Raw genomic sequence first — 22,183 nt, forward strand, 5'->3', positions numbered from 1 at the left:
AGAGTTGGGAGTAGTTAGAAGTTAAATATTATGGCAACCATTAAATGTAGAAATATCACTTTTGATAATATCCAAGCAATTTTGTTTGACAAAAACGGTACTCTAGAAGATTCAGAAACGTATTTGCGATCGCTAGCACAAAAAGCAACGAGGTTAATAGATGCTCAAATCCCTGGAACTGGGGAACCCCTATTAATGGCATTTGGCATCAATGGCAATCTTCTAGATCCCGCAGGTTTAATATCAGTAGCAAGCCGCCGCGAAACAGAAGTTGCGGCTGCGGCATATATTGCCGAAACAGGAAGAGGATGGTTTGAGTGCTTAAAAATAGCCCGTCAAGCTTTGGATGAAGCAGAAAAATACATTGGACAAACTCCTTCACCATTGTTTGTAGGTAGCCTAGAAATTTTGAAATACCTGCGAGATGGTGGGCTAAAACTTGGCATTCTCTCAGCTGCGACAACTGAAGAAGTACGTAATTTTGTAGCCAATCACGAATTAAGTGATTATATCCAGTTAGAAATGGGCGTAGATGAAGGGCCAAGTAAACCAGATCCGGTGCTATTTTTGCAAGCTTGCCAAGCTTTGGGAGTTGAACCAGGCGCTACATTGATGGTGGGTGATGCAGTTGGTGATATGCAAATGGCGCGTAATGCTAAAGCCGCAGGTTGTATTGGGATCACTTGGATAGGTAAGTCAGATCATGTCCGAGGTGCAGATGTGGTGATTAATAAACTTGATGAAATCCAGATTTTAGAGGATTAATTTATACGATTTTATAAGAAGAATTCTGACTCCTGTTTTATTCTTCTTTCTTCTCTTCTAAATTGGTTATCTTTGTATTTGGCAGAAGGATATGGTCTTCCTGATTGTGTCTTTCTTCTTTATTTTCTTGTACAACTTTAGTGGCATATATTTATACATCTCGCTGAATAATATCTTCTATAGGAATCCGGTTTGATTTCTGAAAAAAATTAAGTATTTGTAGGGTGCGTTATGACTTTAGTCTAACGCACCAAACCCTTTAAAATGGTGCGTTACGCTTCGCCATAACACACCCTACGTGTTGTTCAAAAATCAAATAGTAATCCTATACATGACTTGCAAATAGATTAAATGCCTGTTCGTGGCTTGGATAAATACGATAATGTTATTATTTTGACGAAGCTTTCTATCAAACTATTGATCGCAAAATAATAGCTTCTTGTTTGTTGACATCTTAAATTAATATTTTGCAGTTTATTTATCGACTATCGCACCAGTTTTTCAGTTAATCTGAATGATGAAACTTTAGCTATAAGTTCCTGCTCTCTCAATTTTTACCGCCACGGGTTCTGACTCTATATCCTCTATCTTATTAAACTCTCCAGCCCGCCAGCTATCTGTTATATCCTTGATAAAACTGGCAATCGGGATCGCAATTAATAAACCCAGTACTCCTCCCAACTTTGCGCCCAGCAATAAAGAAATCACCACCCACACAGGATTTAAGCCAGTCAAATTGCTGAGAATTCGAGGTGCAATAATATTAGAATTAATTTGATCGATCGCAACAGCTACACCTAAGACTTCCACCCCTAACCAAAAATTTTGCAGCGCTACCAACAAACTTACTATGGCGATACCGACTCCTGTACCAAAGGGGAAGAGTGAAAATAAGCCAATACCAATGCCAAAAAGTAAAGCTAGGGGAACTTGCAGCGCTAAAAACACCAGAGTAATTGTCACTCCTAACACAGCTCCCAATGTTGCTTGACCGATGAAATAATTGTGGAAATCCTCTCGCAGTAATTCCCGTACTCTTGACCCAATATTAGGGGGAAACCACTGAAAAATCCCGTCCCAAAGACGTTCACCATTCAATATTAGGTAGATAGTCAACACTACTGCCAGCAGCACATTCAGGACAATACCAATGGTATCGACAGCAAAACCAAGAATTCTACCAGTGAAAGACTGAAGTTGGTTAGATAATCGTTCCAGAACTTGGGTAAATAAACCACTTAAATTAATCGGAAGTTGCTGTTGACTTAACGCCCAATCCTGAAAAGCTTGCAGCTGCTGAGTACCAGAATCAATCCAACTGGGCAAAATATTAGCCAGTTCAACGAGTTGTTGAATAATCAGGGGAACCAAGGTGATGCCTAAAGCTACTAAAACCACCAGAGTCAAAAGCAACACTCCCCCGATCGCTAAGTTGGGTTTCACCCCTTGTTCCTGAAGAAACTGGATTGGATAGTTCAAGACAAAAGCCAGTAGGATGGCGGCGGCAATAATGCTAACTAAGGGTTGAAAATACTGTATAACCTGGAGCAATAGCCAGCCGTTGAGAATGGCAATGGGAAATGCCAATCCTATAGTTAACCATCGCGGCAGTTTGTTTGCTGATTGCATTAGTGATGACCTCATAAGAGTTCGTTCTAACTTTATTTTGGCTTCTAGGGACGTGGGGAGTGGGAGATCAGGGAGTAGGGGAAGAAGAATTAATAATCAATACTTCGACTACGCTCAGTACAAGTGCCCAATGACAAATGACTAATCCCCAAATTATGTTGGATTTTTCTCAATAAAATCCAACATAATTTTCTGATGCATTGTTCCTAAAGGTCGCACTTCGCCAGCATTTTGTGAATAACAGTTACCTTGGCGAATATCTTCTGGCGTAAATAACGCCATATCCCAGCCTTCATTCAGAACCAGTTGATTTAATTCCACCAAGAGTGGTGCATGAAAGACATGACGGACAACTTTTTCGTTGGGATAACAGCCAAATTCAAGAAAGGGTGGTAGATCGTAGCCGATTTCTTCTAAAATTTCTCGTTTTACTGCTACATCTGGCGTTTCACCAGGTTCGATGTGTCCGCCAAACAGCGCCCAGTAACCAGGGTAGAGAATACCGGGGATGTTGTCACGCAGTTGCATGAGAAACTTGTTTTTCTGGTAGAGAATTGCGATCGCTACGTGCACCTGTTGATTGTTCATATCTTTTTAATTGTTGATTATTCTTCTTCTAGATAAACTTCCCCCAATTCTTTGCCAGCTAAGGGAATACTTCGGTAGCGAACTTTACCCTTAATTACAACTTCTGAACCTTCACCCAGATTCTTTTGATTGGTGACTACCCAAATTTTGCCCGTTGAGTCCTTAATTTTGTAAGCCCACTGTTTGATCAGGGGAGCTTGCTTTTCTACCTGACCTTGGATGTAAACTATAGCCTGATTGTCTTGTTTTGCTTTAATCTCTCCAATTGGAGTGACATTTTTACCAATTTTTAAGCCAGCACCACGCAAACCAGGCGATATCAAGTTACCACAACTACAAAGTCCTGCTATCAGGAAAAAAGTTAACCCCAAGCGATAAGGAACACTACTGTGCCCGTACAAGAACGAAAGAGATAAATTTCTTATTTGTCGCATAAAAGCCACCGATTTATTTATTTTGGGAATTGGGCGAAACAGTTCCGAGTTCCGAGTTCTGAGTTCCGAGTAAATAAGTGAGATTTACAACTCAGCACTCAGCACTCCTCAAGGGGATTGGGCATTGGGAATTGATCAATATTAATAATTTTCTTCCTCTGTCCTCTGCTCCCCTACTCCTCTGCCCCTCTGCTCCCCTACTCCTCTGCTCCTCTGCTCCCCCACTCCCACTCTCCCAATTCTTTATTCTTCAGATGATGCCGTTGATCTGAGAAAATAAACATTATGGATTTACTGTGAGAGAAACGCTACGACATCAAACAGCAACACAATAATAGTCGAAAGTCAAGAGTTAAGAATCAATATTTTCATTTTGGACTTTGGACAACAAGCGAACATAGCTGGGAATTTTCATGGAAACAAAAACTGCCAAACTCCTTGATGGGAAAGCATTAGCTGCAAAAATTCAGCAAGAACTTGCTGTTGCGATTACACAATTACAACCAAAAATTGGACGACCTCCTGGTTTAGCAGTGTTGATGGTTGGTGATAACCCAGCATCAGCAGCTTATGTACGCAATAAAGAAAAAGCCTGCGCTAAAGTTGGGATCGTTTCTTTTGGTAAGCATTTTCCTGCCGAAACTACCCTTGGAGAGTTAGAAGAGGTAATTGCTGCACTTAACCACGATAAAAGAGTGGATGGCATTCTTGTGCAATTGCCCTTACCTAACCACCTGGATGCTGTAACTCTGCTACATCAAATTGATCCCGATAAAGATGCTGATGGACTGCACCCAGTTAACTTGGGGCGACTAGTACGGGGAGAAAGCGGTTTACGTAGCTGCACCCCGGCTGGTGTGATGCGGCTTTTACAAGAATATGAGATTCCTTTGCAGGGAAAACAGGCAGTAGTCGTGGGGCGCAGTATTTTGGTGGGTAAACCGATGGCGCTGATGCTATTAGAAGCTGATGCCACAGTCACGATCGCTCACTCGCGATCGCATGACCTCAAAACCATCACCCAAAATGCTGATATTCTAATTGCAGCAGTCGGTCGTCCCGGATTGATCTCTGCTGATATGGTGAAACCAGGCGCTGTTGTGGTAGATGTGGGGATGAATCGCGTCACCGATGCTAATGGCAAAAGTCGTCTCATTGGCGATGTCGATTTTGAATCAACCGCTGATGTCGCAGGATTTATCACCCCAGTTCCTGGTGGTGTTGGCCCGATGACTGTTGCCATATTGTTGGAAAATACATTTGCTAGCTATTCCAGAGCGGCAAAAGAAGAAAGAGAGTGAAAGTTAAAAGTTATTCTTAATAACTCTTAACTCCTAAATCCTGTACAGACGCGATTAATCGCGTCTCTGCTCCTAACTCTTCATTTTTTTCAGCCCCACAGCACCTTAAAATTGTGACGTATAAGGCAAAAATCGCAAAATGTCAGGAATTAAAGAATGGTAGCAACTGATAACGTTCAAAAAACACCACCAGAGGAAGCCACATTTAACTTAGCAGGCTATCTAAAAGAGCGACAAAAGCTTTGTGATAATGCTTTGGATCGCTCTATCCCGGTCATTTATCCAGAAAAGATTTATGAGGCGATGCGCTACTCGTTATTAGCTGGAGGTAAGCGTGTACGTCCAATTCTTTGCCTTGCCACCTGTGAAATGATGGGTGGAACCATTGAGATGGCCATGCCAACGGCTTGTGCTGTGGAGATGATCCACACAATGTCGTTGATTCATGACGACCTGCCAGCAATGGATAACGACGATTACCGTCGTGGCAAACTGACAAATCATAAAGTCTATGGTGAAGATGTAGCGATTTTGGCTGGGGATGGCTTGTTAGCTCTTGCTTTTGAGTCTGTTGCCATTCAAACCCCCCAAAGCGTTAAGAGAGAGGTAGTCTTGCAGGTTATTGCCCGTCTTGGTCGAGCATTAGGGGCAGGTGGTTTGGTCGGCGGTCAAGTTGTCGATTTAGAGTCGGAAGGTAAATCTGATATTTCCTTAGAAACCTTAAATTTTATTCATAAACACAAAACAGCCGCACTTTTGGAAGCTTGCGTAGTTTGTGGCGGACTGATTGCTAATGCATCGCCTGAAGATGTGCAGCGACTAACCCGTTATGCTCAAAATATTGGGCTAGCATTCCAAATCATCGATGATATTTTGGATATCACTTCTACCCAAGAGCAATTAGGTAAAACAGCTGGCAAAGACCAAAAAGCTCAGAAAGTTACCTATCCCAGCCTTTGGGGACTTGAGGAATCGCGCTCAAAAGCTCAAGAGCTAGTTAAAGAAGCTTGTGTAGAATTAGAACCATTTGGAGACAGAGCTAAACCACTCCAAGCGATCGCTCATTTTATTACCAGCCGTAATAACTAGTAACGCGGAAATAGCTAGTTTCTTTACACCATACTGTACTACTACTGCCCAGCGGAATTCAAAATTCACTCATTCAAAATTAAAAAAGCTTATTAAGTAAGCTTTTAGGTAATTTTGAATAGTTGGTCTGTTTCCACCGTGATGTACTAGATTAATTTGGGATTTTGGGTTGAATCTAAATGTTTCCTCAACCAACAACTGCTGCTAATATTTACTAACCTAACCAAAATAACATGCAGGACATAGGCAACATTTTAGACAACCGGGTGCTGCTGGTTGCTCTGGTAGCTTGTTTAATTGCTCAAGCATTAAAGCTCGTAATTGAGATCGTCAAACATCGCAAATTGAATGTGCGTGTTTTAGTGACAACCGGAGGTATGCCCAGTGCCCATTCGGCTCTGGTGACAGCCCTAGCCGCTGGTGTAGGGCAAACACTGGGTTGGGCATCTCCTGATTTTGCCGTTGCGATCGTTTTTGCCATCATTGTCATGTATGATGCAGCCGGAGTTCGCCAAGCGGCTGGTAAGCAAGCTCGTATTCTCAATCAAATGATTGATGAATTATTCCATGAAAAACCAGACTTTAGCCAAGACCGTCTGAAAGAATTACTCGGACATACACCAGTTCAGGTAATCGCTGGATCGGCTTTGGGTATAACCATCTATTGGTTAGCTAGGTATGCTTATTAAACTAGGGCAATAAATCTTTGTTTGAGGGGATATTGATAATTAGTAACTGGTAATTTGTCAATCAATTTTGGATTTTAGATTTACCCCGTAAATAAATTCAGGGGATTAAGGATGAAAGGATTTGTTCCAAATAACTTGCTTCTCGCAGAACGAGTATAAATATATTCGCTGAAAACCCTTTGAAATTTTGAATTTAAAATCCCAAATTAGGTCAATTGACAAATTACCACTCTGGTAGATCCCATCAGTATGCCAGTGAACTTAAGATCGCTAAAACCGCACAGTTGAGCGCAGCAGAATTACTTTACGACTATCTACTAGGCTGGCAACGAAACCACCATTGTTTAGCTTTTGCAATGTATTATACGCTTCAGTTTGGTTAGTGGTATAAACTGCCAGCAAGTAAGGGCGTTGTCCATAAGAAACAAAACCGACGTTACCTCCCACCACTTGCTGCACACTATTTACTAGTTCTGGACGGTTGTAATAATCTACCAGCACTGCATAACCTTCTCCTAATGCTTGAGGATTATAGCTGACTGTCTGCTGAGGTGGTTTTGGCTGTGACTGTGGCTGTGACTGCGGCTGCACATCTGCCGTTGTCGTTGGTCGAGTGGTAATTATGGCAGACAAGCCAACAATATTGCTGACATATCTTGCCCAACGATTGGCATCGTCAATTTTGTTAAAGCCCCCGACTCGCGTCACGGTTTCGTTGAGATATTTGCAGGTGATAGTTTTAAGTTCGGGTGGTAAGGCGCTACGTAACTGCTTTTGATTATTTGCTGTGGGACTGACTACTAATAAAAGATACTCACCCGCATTTGGTGGTTGACAAGAGGGAATGGTTTTTTGAGCAAGTACAGAACTCATGCCACCAATCAACCCTACAATCGCTAATCCTAAAACACTTGGTAAATTCTGAAATCTATGCACAAAAGTTAGATTATGTAAATTAAGGTGTCCTAGAAGATTTTATAAGAAAAAAGCTGAAAACCTAGCTACTTCAGTATGGTGATGAAATATGTGTCAAAAAATATATTTTGTTACTCAAAAATAAAATTAGGGAGTGGGGAAGAGGCAGAGGGGCAGGGGAGCAGGGGGCAAGGGGAGTGTGGGGAGTGTGGGGAGTGTGGGGGGTAAGACTTCTTCCCCATCCTCCCACACCTCCCACACCCCTTGTCTTTTCTCCATGCCCAATGTCCAATGCCCTATGCTTAAGATACGGTAACTAACGATGCTAAAGCATCTGGTATTGCCTCAGAAGGAGCCTGGAATTCTCCAGTGATGACGTACTCTAAACGCAGTTTTAACCAAGTAATAAATTGAGGATTTGTAGAAATAATTGCGACTGCTGGTTGAGGACACTTTGCCTTCAACTCTTTAAACTGCGGTGTTTCCAAGAAAGCTGGTTGTTCAACCAACCAAAAATCTATTTGTTTTTCTTGTTCGTGGTAGTTACGGTTGCGTTCTTTGAGAACTTCGTGTATCGGTTCTTCTTCGAGAAGAAAGCGGTGACTTGCCAAAACGTAATGGTATGTTTGCATTTTCATCCTTTGGTTGCTATGTGAATAATTTCAGGGCACAGTGACTCTGTACCCTGACAAACTACTAACTTTTCTGGGATTTCTTGAACCAAGAACTGAACGGACAAGCACTTTTTTGGTTTTCAGATTTTGTCTGTTTGCCACCAGATGTTAGCTTTTCCAAGAACAGATTATTGTCGAAGTAGTGTTCTAAGGAAATAACCTTCAAGTCATCGGTAACTTTTGCAATGCTCATGCCGATAATTTCTATTGTCTCTCCAGTAGGTGCATGGCCTTTATATTCTCCGTTAAAATGTCCCCAATGCCGCCATTTAAATGTGACATTCGGGGGCCCTGAGAAAACTTCCAGAACTTCCCAAGGAAATCCTTGGGGGAATGTTGTGTGGAAGAGTTTTGCGGATGATTCAAAGCTTTCTTCTGAAGCTTTGTAATGCTCTGAATCAGCCATAAATAGATTGTAAGTACCTTGGGCTGATAAATCTGCTGAGGTATACTCTACTCCGCCGTTGGTACTGACGCGAAACTTGTCATTCACAATAGATAACCACTCTTGTGGGTTAGATTTGAAGGATACCTCCATCTCTAAGGTTCGCACTAAGTTTTGCACGATCGCTTCCAGTGTACCTTCAAGGTGATTGTAGATACTTTCTTTAGCGAGGTTCTCTTTTGAACGGGAATAATCAGGTGGTGTCTGATAGCGCCACTCGACATCAGTGCTTTCTGCTATCACCTTATCCCGATCCTGTACCCAAAGTGGCGGGTTGTTAGATTCTGTTGCGCTCATAGAAGTTTTTGCTGAAGATTTGATCCCAATTTCTAGATTTCGCAGTGAGAATCCCTCTTTTTAAAGCAGGGGAGCAGGGGAACAGGGGAGCAGGGGAGCAGGGGAGCAGGGGAGCAGGGGAGAAGTTGCAGTAAGTTTCCCCTCTGCCCCTCTGCCCCTCTGCCCCTCTGCCCCTCTGCCTCTTGTGCCCTATGCCCCATTCCCTCTTATAACTTGTTTCATCTCCCGGACTGCCCTTTCTATACCTACTAATGCTGCCCGACTGATGATGGTATGACCAATGTTCAGTTCTTCCATGCCTGGAAGCGCAGCCACTGGATAGACGTTCCAGTAGGTGAGTCCATGACCAGCGTTAACTCGCAATCCGGCTTGAATCGCTTGTTCACACCCTTTAGCTAATATGGCTAATTCTCGGTGGCGATTTGTTTCATCTTTAGCCTCAGCATATTGTCCGGTGTGCAATTCAATAAACTGCGCTTGTATCTTGACAGATGCTTCAATTTGTGCTGGTTCGGCATCGATAAATAAACTAACTGGAATGCTAGCGCTTTGCAACTTATCGACTATCTCACCTATTCTAGCAATTTGCCCGACAATATTTAGTCCGCCTTCTGTTGTTACTTCTTCGCGCTTTTCGGGGACTAAAGTCACGTAATCTGGTTTGATATCGAGAGCGATCGCTAGCATTTCGTCTGTAGCGGCCATTTCTAAATTAAGATGCGATCGCACTGTTTGCCGCAATATCCGCACATCCCGATCTTGGATATGCCGCCGATCTTCGCGCAGATGCACCGTAATTCCATCTGCACCCGCTAATTCTGCCAGTACCGCCGCCGCTACTGGATCTGGTTCCACCGTCCGCCGCGCTTGCCGGATAGTGGCGATGTGGTCAATGTTAACGCCAAGTGTAGGCACCCCAAGTTTCTCCCAAATCCACAGTCCTTAGAACTTGATTTTACCGGAAATAGCGGTAGTTTTGCTGAAGGAGCTACAAACAGATTACACGCGTAAAATGCGATTCTTTAAAAGAAAACTGAGTTAGCAAAAGCTTATTCTTGGGCAAACTACTTTAAATAAGTAGCTGATTTCACAAGAGTTGATGAAGTATGAATACAGCAGTTGAGCCGATGGACAAGCTTTTGAACTATCAAATTAGCGAGCAACTTTATGCAGGCTCTAGAACCTTAGTTTACCGTGCTATTCGAGAGGCGGATCGACTTCCGGTTGTGATTAAACTGCTCCAGCAAGAGTATCCTACCTTCAATGAACTGCTGCTGTTCCGTAATCAGTACACGATTGCTAAAAATCTTGATCTACCCGGTATTGTTCGTCCCTACAGCCTGGAACCTTACCGCAACAGCTATGCTTTGGTGATGGAGGATTTTGGCGGCATTTCCCTTAGAGATTGGCTCAACCAAAAAATAGGGGGTAATCAATATACTCTCACAGAGTTCTTGGATATTGCGATCGCTCTGAGCAATATTCTTGACGGACTTTATCGCCATCGGATTATCCACAAAGATATCAAGCCAGCCAACATCCTCATCAACCCAGAAACTAAGCAAGTCAAGTTGATTGACTTTAGTATTGCCTCTCTTTTACCGAGAGAAACCCAGGAAATTTACAGTCCCAATGTCTTAGAAGGTACTCTCGCCTACCTTTCCCCCGAACAAACCGGACGGATGAATCGCGGAATTGACTATCGCAGTGATTACTATTCCCTCGGCGTTACCTTCTATGAATTGCTGGCTGGACACCTACCCTTTGAGTCTAACGATCCGATGGAGTTGGTTCACTGTCATATTGCCAAGCAACCAGAACAATTAGGGGGCAGGGGGGAAGAAGAAATTCCTGAAGTTCTTTGTGAGATTGTGATGAAGTTGATGGCGAAAAATGCTGAAGACCGCTATCAGAGTGCATTAGGGCTGAAATTTGATTTAGAAAAATGTTTGTCTCAATTGCAGGAAATTGGCAGGGTTAAATCTTTTGAATTAGGTCAGTGGGATATTTGCGATCGCTTCATCATCCCAGAAAAGCTCTACGGTCGCCAAACTGAAGTTGAAAGCTTACTGGATGCCTTTGAGAGAGTCAGTCAGGGAAGCACTGAAATTATCTTGGTAGCAGGCTTCTCTGGCATTGGCAAAACTGCTGTGGTGAACGAAGTCCACAAGCCAATTGTGCGACAACGGGGTTATTTCATTAAAGGTAAATTTGACCAGTTCCAGCGCAACATTCCTTTCTCTGCTTTTGTGCAAGCTTTTCGAGATTTAATCGGGCAACTGCTGAGTGAAACTGATGCCCAATTTGAGCAATGGAAATCCAAAATTCTCTCTGCTTTGGGTGAGAATGGACAAGTGATGATTGAGGTGATTCCAGAACTGGAAAGTATAATTGGTAAACAGCCACCTGCGCCGGAACTCTCTGGAAGTGCGGCACAAAATCGCTTCAATTCGCTGTTTTTGAAATTCACTCAAGTCTTTACTGCATTAGAACATCCATTAGCAATCTTTATTGATGATTTGCAATGGGCAGATTCTGCTTCTCTAAAGTTAATACACTTGTTAATGAGCGAAGCTGACATCGGCTATCTACTATTAATTGGTGCTTATCGGGATAATGAAGTCAACCCAGTACATCCGCTGATGCTGACTTTAGAAGAGATTCAGAAGTTAGGTGCTACAGTCAATACAATTACCTTAGCTCCCCTAGATCAAATATCTGTCAATCATTTGGTTGCAGATACATTAAGTTGCACACTAGCATTAGCCGCACCGTTAACAGAGTTGATATTAAGCAAAACTAAAGGTAATCCTTTCTTTAGTACCCAGTTTCTCAAAGCGCTACACCAAGATCGACTAATTACATTTACCCCTCCTTTTAGTCAGGAAGGAAGTCAAGGAGGATGGGAATGTGATATTGCTCAAGTACGAGCGATCGCTCTTACCGATGATGTTGTAGAGTTTATGGCGATTCAACTGCAAAAGTTGTCAACCGAAACTCAAGAAGTTTTGAAATTAGCAGCTTGCGTGGGAAACCAATTCGATCTAGGGACATTAGCGATCGTCTACGAAAAATCTCAGGTGGAAACAGCCGCAGATTTTTGGAAGGCTGTGCAAGATGGGTTGATTATTCCTACCAATGAGGTTTACAAGTTCTACCATGATGAGTCTGAATTTATAATTCAGAATTCAGAATTTCAGCAATATAATTCTCCTGGTTCTTGCTCTTACAGATTTCTTCATGACCGTGTTCAGCAAGCAGCCTATTCGCTTATCCCTGAATCTCAACGAAAAGCTACTCATTTCAAAATTGGGCAATTACTATTAAACAATACATTACCTGAAGCGCTTGAAGCCAGAATTTTTGACATTGTTAATCAGCTAAATGAGGGAATTGACATAATTGATGAACAATCCCAAAAAGATGAACTTGCTCAACTGAATCTAATTGCTGGTAAAAAAGCAAAAGCTTCTACTGCTTATAGAGCAGCCCTAAAATATTTCACTTTAGGCAGAGGATTGTTAATAGAAAAAAGTTGGTTGGTTAATTATAAAATTACATTTGAGTTACATCGAGAATCCGCAGAATGTGAATATCTTACTGGCAGCTTTGACCAAGCAGGAAATTTATTTGATACAGCGTTAGGTCAAAGCAAAGATAGGTTTGAAAAAGTAGATATTTATAGGATTCAGATGTACCTAAAAATGACTCAGGGTGAAAATATAGCAGCTAGCATTGAAGCTGGAGTAAAAGGTTTGAGCATTATGGGAATGCATTTGCCAGACACTTCTGAAGAACAGCAGGCTGCTATCGAAATTGAACTTCAAGAATTAAAAGCTAAACTGCAAACGGTTCGTATACCAGATTTATTCGATCTGCCTGAGATGACAGATCGAGATCAGAAGGTTTGTATGGGTATTTTAGCTGACCTTTGGGCAGCAGCTTATATGGGAGGAGATCAACACCTCAGTTGCTTGGCTCCTCTATTAATGATCGGTTTATCGTTGAGATATGGCAATGCAGAAAGCTCTGGTTTTGCTTACTGTTTATATGGAATGAATCTGGCAAATCAAGGAAATTATCAAACGGCTTATGAGTTCGGTACATTAGCACTAAAACTCGATCGTCACTTCAACAGTACCAAATTTATTTTTAAAACCAATAATATCTTTGCACACACCACTAATCCCTATAATCAGCATTTGAAAACGAATTTGCCACTTTCTCAGCAATCATTCCAAATATGTCAAGAAACTGGAAATTTGGTGTTTGGTGTTTGGGCGGTTTCATTTCTGATTTGGGCGATGTTAATTAAAGGCGATCGCCTCTCAGATGTTTACGCGGAAACTGAAAAATATCTGAGCTATGTCCAACAGGTTAATGATGCCAATATGCTGTATGCCTTTACTTTACAGCGGCAGTTCTTATTAAACCTGCAAGATATATCTAAAAGCACCGATTTATTAGAAGATCGCAATGACGAAGATATTCCCTATATCGAAGTGTGGAGACAAAAGAACAACTTTGAACATGGAATTAATTGGTACTGCTTTCTCAAAATCCAATTGTCGTACCTTTATGGGCGCTACGCAGATGCTGTGGAAGCAGCAGAAGAAGCTGAGAAAACTCTTGGTTGTAACTCTGGTTTCTTCCCAATTATTCAGTATCATTTCTATTATCCACTCAGTTTGATAGCTCTCTATCCCAATGTGACATTAGAAAAGAAAAAGCAGTATTGGGACATTATTCGAGAGCATCAACAAATTCAGAAAATCTGGGCTAATAGTTGTCCAGACAACTTTCTACATCGATATCTCTTGTTATCTGCGGAAATAGCAAGAATTTCTGGCAAGTATATGGATGCAATCGAATCATACGATCGCGCCATTGCTAAAGCTAAAGAAAACGAATACCTCAACGAAGAAGCTCTCGCCAACGAACTTGCAGCCAAGTTCTATTTAGAATGGGGTAAAGAACGCATTGCTCAAGAGTATTTGATTAATGCTTACTATTGCTACACCCGCTGGGATGCTAAAGCCAAAGTCAATGACCTAGAACAGCGTTATCCACAACTGCTAGCCCCGATTTTACAACAGAAGCGATCGCTATTCACAGCCAATGAGACGTTCGCAAATATTGACAGCATTACTACCTTCCACCCAAGCATTCATAAATCAGTAACTTCTAGCAGTAACACATCAATAATGCTAGATTTGGCAACAGTTTTAAAAGCCTCTCAAACTCTTTCGAGTGAAATTGAACTGGATAAATTACTTACAAAACTGCTGCAAGTGGTAATGGAAAATGCTGGAGCAGATAAGTGTGCGTTACTACTGCTTAAAGAAAATAGATTGGTAGTTGAGGCGACAGCTCAAGCTGGGCAAAAATCAACGGTGTTACAGTCCATTTTTGTGGAAGATAGTGCAGAGGTTCCCCATAGCCTAATTTACGCCATCAAACGTAACCTGCAATCTACCGTTATCTTTGATACAGCATTGCATCCGGCGCTAATAGCCGATCCCTATATTATTCGTCAGCAACCCAAAAGCTTGCTATGTACACCGATTCTCTATCAAGGGAAACTCTTAGGGATTTTATATTTAGAAAACAATTTGATGACTGGAGCGTTTACTAGCGATCGCGTCGAAATTCTCAATCTATTATGTACTCAAGCTGCAATCTCCCTAGAAAATGCCCGACTTTATCAGCAAGCACAAAATACTCTAGAAAACCTGGGACAGACTGAACAATTTTTGCGGTTAATTATTGACAATATCCCACAATCTGTTTTCTGGAAAGACTGCAATAGTGTTTATTTAGGCTGTAACCATAACTTTACTCAAACTTGGGGCCTAGGAGCGCCAGAAAATGTTATTGGTAAAACAGATTACGACCTTTCCTGGACTAGTGAGCAATCAGATTTTTTTGTCACGCGCGATCGCCGCCTCATTGAGTCTGGGGAAGCGGAACTCAATATTATCGAAACTGTGCAGCAAGTAGATGGAAAACAAAAGTGGTCTAATACAAATAAAATTCCTCTAAAAGATAGAGAAGGAAACGTTTTTGGCATCCTTAGCACATCTGAAGACATTACCGAACGCCAGCAAGCACAACAATTGCTGCAACAGCAAAAGCAACAATTAGAACAAGCACTGCAAGAACTCCAAACGATGCAATTGCAATTAGTCCAAGGTGAAAAAATGTCTGCCCTTGGTAATTTGGTAGCAGGTGTTGCCCATGAAATCAACAATCCTGTCGGCTTCATTGCTGGCAACTTAGAACCAGCCAAAGATTATGTCAAAGATTTGTTGGGACTAATTAATCTTTATCAAGAAAAGTTTCCCAATCCCGGCTTAGATATTCAAGATGAAATTGATGCCATCGACCTGAATTATTTACGCGAAGATTTACCGAAATTGCTGGACTCGATGAAATTGGGTGTTAGCCGTATCCGCAGTATTAGTACCAGTTTGCGAACCTTCTCCAGAGCAGATAAGGATTATAAAGTTCCTTTTGATATTCACGAAGGCATTGACAGTACTATTCTGATTCTCAGACACCGTTTAAAAGCTAACGAAAACCGTCCAGCAATTGACGTGGTGAAGAATTATGGCAAACTCCCTCTGGTGGAATGCTTTGCAGGACAACTAAATCAGGTGTTTATGAACTTGTTAGCAAATGCCATTGATGCGCTTGAACAATACAATACAGAACGCAGTTTGGAAGCGATTCTTGCCAACCCCAATTGCATCACTATTCAAACTCGTGTAGCAGACTCAGGTAAAGATATTTTGATTAAGATTGCTGATAATGGCGTGGGAATGTCACCGGAGGTTAAACAAAAAGTATTTGACCATTTGTTCACCACCAAACCTGTAGGAAAAGGCACTGGATTAGGATTAGCGATCGCTCGTCAAATTATTGTAGAAGCACATGGCGGTTCACTCTCTTGCACTTCCGAACTTAGAAAGGGAACAGAGTTTGTCATTCAAATCTCTACTCAACAACAATAATTAGTGCTGAGTGCTGAGTGCTGAGTGCTGAGTGCTGAGTGCTGAGTTATGAGTTATGAGTGCTGAGTAATTTCTACTTTACTCAGCACTTTTCATTTTTGCTTTTTAAATTTTAACTTGGAGTAAAGCTACGATGATGCTTAAATTGCGGAAAGTATGGTTGAAAATTAATCCCCGATGGAGTGCCAAAATCAACAAAAACTACTATTTTTTGAAAAGGCGATCGCGGAACTTACTATTGTTATCAATTGTGGTGATTCTGTCTATTAGCATTAGCGCCACAGCTATCACTAGTTACAAGATTGTTAAGGGGTTGCTGCTCGATAGTCTTAAGGAACAAGCACTGTTAAAAACACGGCAAGGTGAGGATGATATCGATAACTGGCTAGCCATTCGGAAGACAGAAATTAAGACTTTGGCAAATTCTGTTGTGGTGCGATCGCTAGATTGGCCTGTGATGGAACCTTACTTGCAATCTGAGGTAAAGCGGCTGCAAACGTTTTTGCTCATCGCGTTCGCCATACCGGATGGTTCATTAATTAATACTCAAGGAGGCGCTCCAAATGTTAAAGACCGAGAATTTTTTCAGCGGAGTATGGCGGGTGACACGGTAGCTGCCGATCCAATTATTGGACGTACAAGCAATCAGTTACAAATTCAGATTAGTTCGCCGATTCCTGCCGAAAGAGGTACAAAGCCAGCAGGTGTTTTAATGGGAGGAATTCCGATTAATCGGGTCGTTGAGGTCATCAGCAATTTACATCAAGGTAAAGGCAGCTATGCCTTTGCGCTTAATTCTCAAGGAATTCCCATCGCCCATCCCAACACGGAACTAATTGGTACACCCGAAAAAGCTGCCAAGAGTTTTCTGAACTCGCGCAATCCCAGATTAGTTGAAATTAGCCAAAAAATGGTAGCTAAACACACAAATATTGAATTGGTTCAACTGGATGGTAAGTGGAGTTATGTTGCTTACACTCCCCTGAGAGAGGCAAATTGGTCAGTAGCGTTAATTGTGCCAAAAGAAAATATTGAATCGCCATTACAGGCGTTGAACCTGTTGGCTACAGTTTTGGGAGGATTGCTACTGATTGGGTTGATTAGTGCATGGCGACAAGTGCAACTATATGAACAGATTCGCGATCGCGCCTTGATTTCTAGCCAGCAAGCGCAGGAACTCAGCAAAACCCTGAAAGAATTGCAAAATACCCAAGCTCAACTCATCCACACCGAAAAAATGTCTAGCCTGGGACAATTAGTAGCTGGAGTGGCACATGAAATCAATAATCCCGCCAATTTTATTCATGCCAACCTCAACCATGCCAGCGTTTACAGCCAAGACATCCTCGATTTGCTCAAGCTTTATCAACAAACCTACCCAAATCCTACACCCGAAATTAGCGATCGCGTCCAAGAACTTGATATTGAGTTTCTGGCAGAAGATTTACCTAAGTTAATGGCATCGATGCAAGTGGGAACCAAGCGCATTCGTCAGATTGTACTGTCGTTGCGTAATTTCTCACGGCTTGATGAAGCAGAAATGAAATTTGTAGACATTAATGAAGGATTAGACAACACTCTGATGATTCTGAATCATCGCTTAACAGCCACGCCTAATCAACCAGAAATTCAGATCGTTAAGAAATATGGTGATTTACCTTTAGTAGAATGTTATGCAGGGCAACTCAATCAGGTGTTTATGAATGTTCTAGTGAATGCAATTGATGCTATAGAAGAGTCATTAGTAAAGAATGAAGGACAAATTCGCATTCAGACTGAACTCACTGATGAAAAACAAGTGATTATTCAGATTTCCGATAATGGTATTGGGATGTCAGAAGAGGTAAAACAACGAGTATTTGACTATATGTTCACTACAAAACCTGTGGGTAAAGGAATCGGATTAGGAATGGCGATCGCTTATCAAATTGTCGTAGATAAACATCGTGGAACTATTGAAGTTGATTCTACTCCAGGATATGGAACAGAGTTTACCATCGGTATTCCTTTAACAAGTAACAAGTAAAAATTACTGATAACATTGAAATAGCCAAAGTTTATATCGATGATTTATTTTAGCTAATTTATACACTTATAGCCAGAGGCGATATACTTTAAGAAAGTTGATTTGTAAATTCTATCGACTACATAAATTACTACATCAACTCTCTGAGGTGATATGCTTTTAAAACTGCAACAAATTATTGTTAAACCTGGGCAACAAATGTTGCTCAAAGATATTAGTTGGCAGCAGTTAGAAAATATTTTAGCAGAAATGGGAGAAAGACGTGCTGCACGTATTTCTTATAGTAATGGCTGGTTAGAAATTATGGTTCCCCTACCAGAACACGAAAAAGATAAAGAATATATTGGTGAGTTAGTAAGAGTTTTATTAGATAAACTCCAAATTGATTTTGAGCCTTTTGGTTCCACAACACTTAAAAATGAGCGAATGCTGCAAGCAGTAGAACCAGATACCAGCTTTTATATTCAAAATCAAGCTGCTGTAATTGGGAAAAATCGCATTGATTTAAATATAGACCCACCACCAGATTTAGCAATCGAAATTGATATTACTTCTCGCACTCGATTTGATAATTATGAAATTTTGGGAGTTCCTGAACTTTGGCGACATACACAACAAGGTTTAGAAATTTCTTTGCTAAAAGAAGGTAAATATATAAAATCTGAATCTAGTCCTAATTTTCCTAATATCCCAATTGTTGAATTAGTTAATGAATATGTTCAGCAGTGTTTAACAATTGGTAGAAGTCAAGCTATGCGTAATTTTCGAGATTGGGTGAAGAATAATTTATGATAGAAATCTAAGGCTTTCTGAGAAAGGCGATCGCTCATGACTACCGAAAACAACCCAAGAGCCATTCTAGACTGGGAACACCCTACACCGCCTACAGATTTAATTTTTGATGACGGAGAACCCTTAGAATCAAATCGCCACCGCATTGCCATGAATGTGTTGATTCGGTCATTGCAGCAAGCTTGGGCTGACCGGAATGATTTTTTTACTGGTGGCAATATGTTTATTTATTACAGCAGCGCCCAAGTACGTAACCAGGATTTCCGTGGCCCCGATTTCTTTGCTGTCCTGAATGTGGACGGGACTAATTCTCGTCAAGGTTGGGTAGTGTGGGAAGAAAACGGTCGTTATCCTGATGTGATTGTAGAATTAATGTCACCATCTACAGCCAAAATAGATAAGACTGTTAAGAAAGACCTTTACGAACAAACTTTTCATACTTCAGATTATTTTGTCTATGACCCCTTTGACCCGACTTCTTTGCAAGGGTGGCATTTAGATAATAATCAGCAATATCAATCTTTGACACCAAATGAGCGTAGTTGGTTGTGGTGTCAAAAGTTAGGTTTATGGTTGGGAACGTATGAAGGAACAATAGACAGAGAAACGGCGGTATGGTTGCGATTTTACGATGTAGCTGGCAATTTGGTTTTGTTACCAGAGGAGGCTGCAACTGCACAAGCAGAAGTCGCAGTTGCAAAAGCGGCTCGTCTAGCAGCTAGATTGAGAGAATTGGGTGAAAATCCAGATATGTGAGAAATTTTAGCTTTTTTGATTTGTTTGGACTACAGTTTTGATTTGTAGGAGTTAAGGAACTTTGCGAGCAATTATTAGACAAGTTGGGCTGAGTGAGTGTTGATGAGTTTATCGATTTGCTGTAAGTAAGAGATTGGATGCGATCGCTATTTTGAAATGTCAGAATAAGCAAGTGCGTAGTTTACCGCCGTAGGCATTGCTATTGAGTAAAGCTGCAAAACTAAGGTTTAATCGGCACAAATTCGTATTTATCAGTGCCAGGTATTTGTTGAACTTTGACTAAGAACATGGAGCTGTTGATGCGATCGCCTGATTGTGCAAACTGAATCTTTCCTGTAGCACCATCAACTGAAAAATCTGGACTATGCAACACCTGTTTTAGTCCCTCACGAGTGTTATTTTGCTGCAAACCTTTACTAATCGCTAGAGTTGCATCATAAGCTGTAGCTGTTCGCCAGTTCACAGTAGCTTTCCATAATTTATCCGAATTTTTAACAAAGTTTGAGTTGGAAGCATTACCAATATGCCAGGGAATTGCTACTACCATTCCATCAGCTTGTTTCCCCAAAGACTTTAAAGTACTTTGTCCGAAAATATTATCTCCTCCCAATATATATAACTTACGATTATTAGCCCGAATTACTCTGTAAGCTTTGTCTAGTGTTTCTGAATCCGAGGCTAACATCAATACTTCTACACCTTGACTAATCGCCTGTTTTACAGAAGTCTCTGCATTAAAATTACTCTTAGACAAATTAAATTCTGCTTCTTTGAATACCTTAGTCTCTTTTGGAAGATTTTTAATAAACTCATCTGTTAGCGACTTACTATAAGAACTCCCAAAAACAAAAAAAACTGCTACTTTCTGTTTCTGCAAATTTTTCACCATGTAATTAGCTAATATTTTTGCTGCTACTTCATCACTAGAAATTGTGCGAAAAACATAAGAACTAAAATTAGAAATATTAACAGAAGTGCTAGTAGGAGAAATAGCTATAAGTCCTTCAGTGTTATAGACGTTGCCTGCTTCTAGGGTAGCATTGCTAGAAGCAGGGCCTACTACACCTAAGATTTCCTGATCTGCAACTAAAGCTTTTGCAATTTTTGTAGCAGTTCCTGGTTTCTCGTCATCATTGGCGATCCCTACCTGTAATAGCTTGTTATTAATGCCGTTATTGTTGTTTACCTCGTCTTGAGCTTGAGCTACACCGCGTAATATCTCTTCTGCTAAATCTGGGTCGCTAGCAATAGGTACGCTCACAGCAATTTTAAGCCAATTCCCTTTTTGACGAGCTTTAGCATTGTTCAAATAAATTAATGTTTCTGGGTCTCTAAAATTAGTTCTCCTATAAGAAGTGAAGCTATCAATGGCAGTTTTACAATTACTATTAGCAAATGCTTTAACTCCAGTTTCTTTATCTAAGTTTGTATATTGTTTTAATAAAACTTCTTCACCCAAGCTAATGCTGTCATTCAAGCTATGTTCCTCTTTATTAGCACAGGAATCTCCTATATTTGAGACTATCTTTATAGGTCGTTGAAAAACGTATACTAAAGTACCACCAAAAACTACTCCGATTCCTAATCCAATAATGCAAGCTCCTACATAGTATTTAAAATTCTTCTTTTGGGAATCCGAAGTATTGACAACTACCGGAGTTGCGGTCAGTGGCTGTTGGGCAATTATGGGAGCTTCGATTAAAGCTATATCTTCATCTCTAAGTCCTAATGCTTGCTGAAGACGTTTCAAATTAGCGCGAGTTTTATCACTGGGAGGAAACTCAAGTTTAATTTCATTGCGAAATGCCTGCTCATATCGCTGCAATTTTTTCTTGTAGACTTCGATAGGCGCTAAAACTTTAGTTTCAATTGCAGCAGCTTCTATCGGTGCTAGTTCTAGTTCCTCTTGTAACCCTTCCAATGCAACACGACCAGTCGCAGAAATTTCACCATTACCACTTTCTACCCAATAATCAACTTCCCGACGATATTTTAGGTTGGGATCATCAATAGGTGCTCTTGCAAGATTTATTTTATAGCCTTCTTTGATAGCATATATCTCCGGTTTCATTGCAGGAGCAGCTTCTTGGACTGCCTTGGTAGCATACTCATGCAATTCATCAACGGAAATCCAACCATCTTCATCACGGTCTGCTGCACCAGTCTCTAGCCCCTCAACTATGTAGCGGGTGTAGGTCGAGGTATCTGCCCCTTGCTGTTCAAAAGAATATTGGGTAGAAGTTGAAGATGTGAGAACTGCTCGCCCCTCTCCACCCAATTGGTTTCTGATATCCACAAAACCATTATCTTTTGCTGACAGACCCTCAGCAAATGCGCCACTAAAGCAACAATCAAGAATTACTACCTCGCGCCTGGAACGACTATTACTCATAACCTCATGCACAAAACTAGCTGGTACTGTTGTTGCTTTAACCAGCACTCCTTTGTCAGTTTTGCGGGTGTTACAAGCTGCGAAGTAAAGCTTACCACTCTCATCTTTTATGCCATGTCCAGAGAAGAACAGCAGCAAGAGATCATCTTTTTGACGATTATCAAACAAGGTTTCGATGGCTACGGCCATCTCATGTTGTTGAGGATTTATCAGCAGTGTTACATCATCAAAACCACCAATCTTTAAGTGCAACAAAACTCGCTGCATTGCCTCGACATCTTTTGTCGCTGCTGGCAATGGAGTAAGACCAGATTCATACTCACTGACTCCGATTAGCAGTGCTACTTTTGCCATCTCCCTATTCTTCCTTGCTAATGG

16 protein-coding genes are annotated in these 22,183 nt (G+C 41.1%); 8 read left to right on the forward strand and 8 right to left on the reverse strand.

The window, feature by feature from the left end; translation table 11 throughout:
* The first annotated feature begins 30 nt into the window (after positions 1–30).
* The gene (locus V7K61_RS01665) at positions 31–765 is read left to right on the forward strand and encodes an HAD family hydrolase (RefSeq protein ID WP_335050366.1); all 735 of its coding nucleotides are present in this window, start codon (positions 31–33) and stop codon (positions 763–765) included.
* 525 nt (positions 766–1,290) lie between these two features.
* Here the strand turns inward: V7K61_RS01665 and V7K61_RS01670 are convergent.
* From V7K61_RS01670 to V7K61_RS01680, 3 genes are all read right to left on the reverse strand, one after another.
* Positions 1,291–2,394: an AI-2E family transporter gene (locus tag V7K61_RS01670; RefSeq protein WP_335050368.1), complete on the reverse strand. Its 1,104-nt coding sequence runs from the start codon at positions 2,392–2,394 to the stop codon at positions 1,291–1,293.
* A 153-nt stretch (positions 2,395–2,547) separates the two neighbouring features.
* On the reverse strand, positions 2,548–2,982 hold the full coding sequence (locus V7K61_RS01675) for an NUDIX hydrolase (RefSeq protein ID WP_335050370.1): 435 nt from the start codon (positions 2,980–2,982) through the stop codon (positions 2,548–2,550).
* 17 nt (positions 2,983–2,999) lie between these two features.
* Positions 3,000–3,416 carry a hypothetical protein gene (locus V7K61_RS01680; protein ID WP_335050372.1) on the reverse strand — a complete coding sequence of 139 codons (417 nt, stop codon included), beginning with the start codon at positions 3,414–3,416 and terminating at the stop codon, positions 3,000–3,002.
* A 413-nt stretch (positions 3,417–3,829) separates the two neighbouring features.
* On the opposite strand from V7K61_RS01680, the gene folD reads away from it, so the two are divergent.
* The 3 genes from folD (at position 3,830) to V7K61_RS01695 (ending at position 6,495) form a co-directional block, all read left to right on the forward strand.
* The gene (folD, locus tag V7K61_RS01685) at positions 3,830–4,717 is read left to right on the forward strand and encodes a bifunctional methylenetetrahydrofolate dehydrogenase/methenyltetrahydrofolate cyclohydrolase FolD (RefSeq protein WP_335050374.1); all 888 of its coding nucleotides are present in this window, start codon (positions 3,830–3,832) and stop codon (positions 4,715–4,717) included.
* Positions 4,718–4,873: 156 nt separating this feature from the next.
* The gene (gene crtE / locus V7K61_RS01690) at positions 4,874–5,806 is read left to right on the forward strand and encodes a geranylgeranyl diphosphate synthase CrtE (RefSeq protein ID WP_335050376.1); all 933 of its coding nucleotides are present in this window, start codon (positions 4,874–4,876) and stop codon (positions 5,804–5,806) included.
* Between the two features lie 233 nt (positions 5,807–6,039).
* Positions 6,040–6,495, forward strand: a complete 456-nt coding sequence (locus V7K61_RS01695) for a divergent PAP2 family protein (protein ID WP_335050378.1) — start codon at positions 6,040–6,042, stop codon at positions 6,493–6,495.
* A 270-nt stretch (positions 6,496–6,765) separates the two neighbouring features.
* Here the strand turns inward: V7K61_RS01695 and V7K61_RS01700 are convergent, their stop codons facing one another.
* The 4 genes from V7K61_RS01700 to V7K61_RS01715 all read right to left on the reverse strand — a co-directional run bounded on the left by V7K61_RS01700 (position 6,766) and on the right by V7K61_RS01715 (position 9,741).
* The gene (locus V7K61_RS01700) at positions 6,766–7,431 is read right to left on the reverse strand and encodes a hypothetical protein (protein ID WP_335050380.1); all 666 of its coding nucleotides are present in this window, start codon (positions 7,429–7,431) and stop codon (positions 6,766–6,768) included.
* Between the two features lie 281 nt (positions 7,432–7,712).
* Positions 7,713–8,042: an MgPME-cyclase complex family protein gene (locus V7K61_RS01705; RefSeq protein ID WP_334938244.1), complete on the reverse strand. Its 330-nt coding sequence runs from the start codon at positions 8,040–8,042 to the stop codon at positions 7,713–7,715.
* 64 nt (positions 8,043–8,106) lie between these two features.
* On the reverse strand, positions 8,107–8,826 hold the full coding sequence (locus V7K61_RS01710; protein ID WP_335050383.1) for a SnoaL-like polyketide cyclase: 720 nt from the start codon (positions 8,824–8,826) through the stop codon (positions 8,107–8,109).
* Between the two features lie 189 nt (positions 8,827–9,015).
* Positions 9,016–9,741, reverse strand: coding sequence for a pyridoxine 5'-phosphate synthase (locus V7K61_RS01715; protein ID WP_335050385.1), 726 nt, complete (start codon positions 9,739–9,741; stop codon positions 9,016–9,018).
* Positions 9,742–9,932: 191 nt separating this feature from the next.
* Here V7K61_RS01715 and V7K61_RS01720 point away from each other — a divergent pair, with 191 nt between their 5' ends.
* From V7K61_RS01720 to V7K61_RS01735, 4 genes are all read left to right on the forward strand, one after another.
* Complete coding sequence (locus tag V7K61_RS01720; protein ID WP_335050387.1) at positions 9,933–15,839, forward strand: trifunctional serine/threonine-protein kinase/ATP-binding protein/sensor histidine kinase; 5,907 nt, start codon at positions 9,933–9,935, stop codon at positions 15,837–15,839.
* A 133-nt stretch (positions 15,840–15,972) separates the two neighbouring features.
* Positions 15,973–17,865, forward strand: coding sequence for a sensor histidine kinase (locus V7K61_RS01725; protein WP_335050389.1), 1,893 nt, complete (start codon positions 15,973–15,975; stop codon positions 17,863–17,865).
* Positions 17,866–18,018: 153 nt separating this feature from the next.
* The gene (locus tag V7K61_RS01730) at positions 18,019–18,657 is read left to right on the forward strand and encodes a Uma2 family endonuclease (RefSeq protein WP_335050391.1); all 639 of its coding nucleotides are present in this window, start codon (positions 18,019–18,021) and stop codon (positions 18,655–18,657) included.
* A gap of 36 nt (positions 18,658–18,693) precedes the next feature.
* Complete coding sequence (locus tag V7K61_RS01735) at positions 18,694–19,413, forward strand: Uma2 family endonuclease (RefSeq protein WP_335050393.1); 720 nt, start codon at positions 18,694–18,696, stop codon at positions 19,411–19,413.
* 220 nt (positions 19,414–19,633) lie between these two features.
* Here V7K61_RS01735 and V7K61_RS01740 read toward each other — a convergent pair whose 3' ends face one another.
* Positions 19,634–22,159: a caspase, EACC1-associated type gene (locus V7K61_RS01740; protein WP_335050395.1), complete on the reverse strand. Its 2,526-nt coding sequence runs from the start codon at positions 22,157–22,159 to the stop codon at positions 19,634–19,636.
* Positions 22,160–22,183 lie beyond the last annotated feature (24 nt).

This window comes from Nostoc sp. (assembly GCF_036918015.1).
GTDB lineage: Bacteria > Cyanobacteriota > Cyanobacteriia > Cyanobacteriales > Nostocaceae > Nostoc.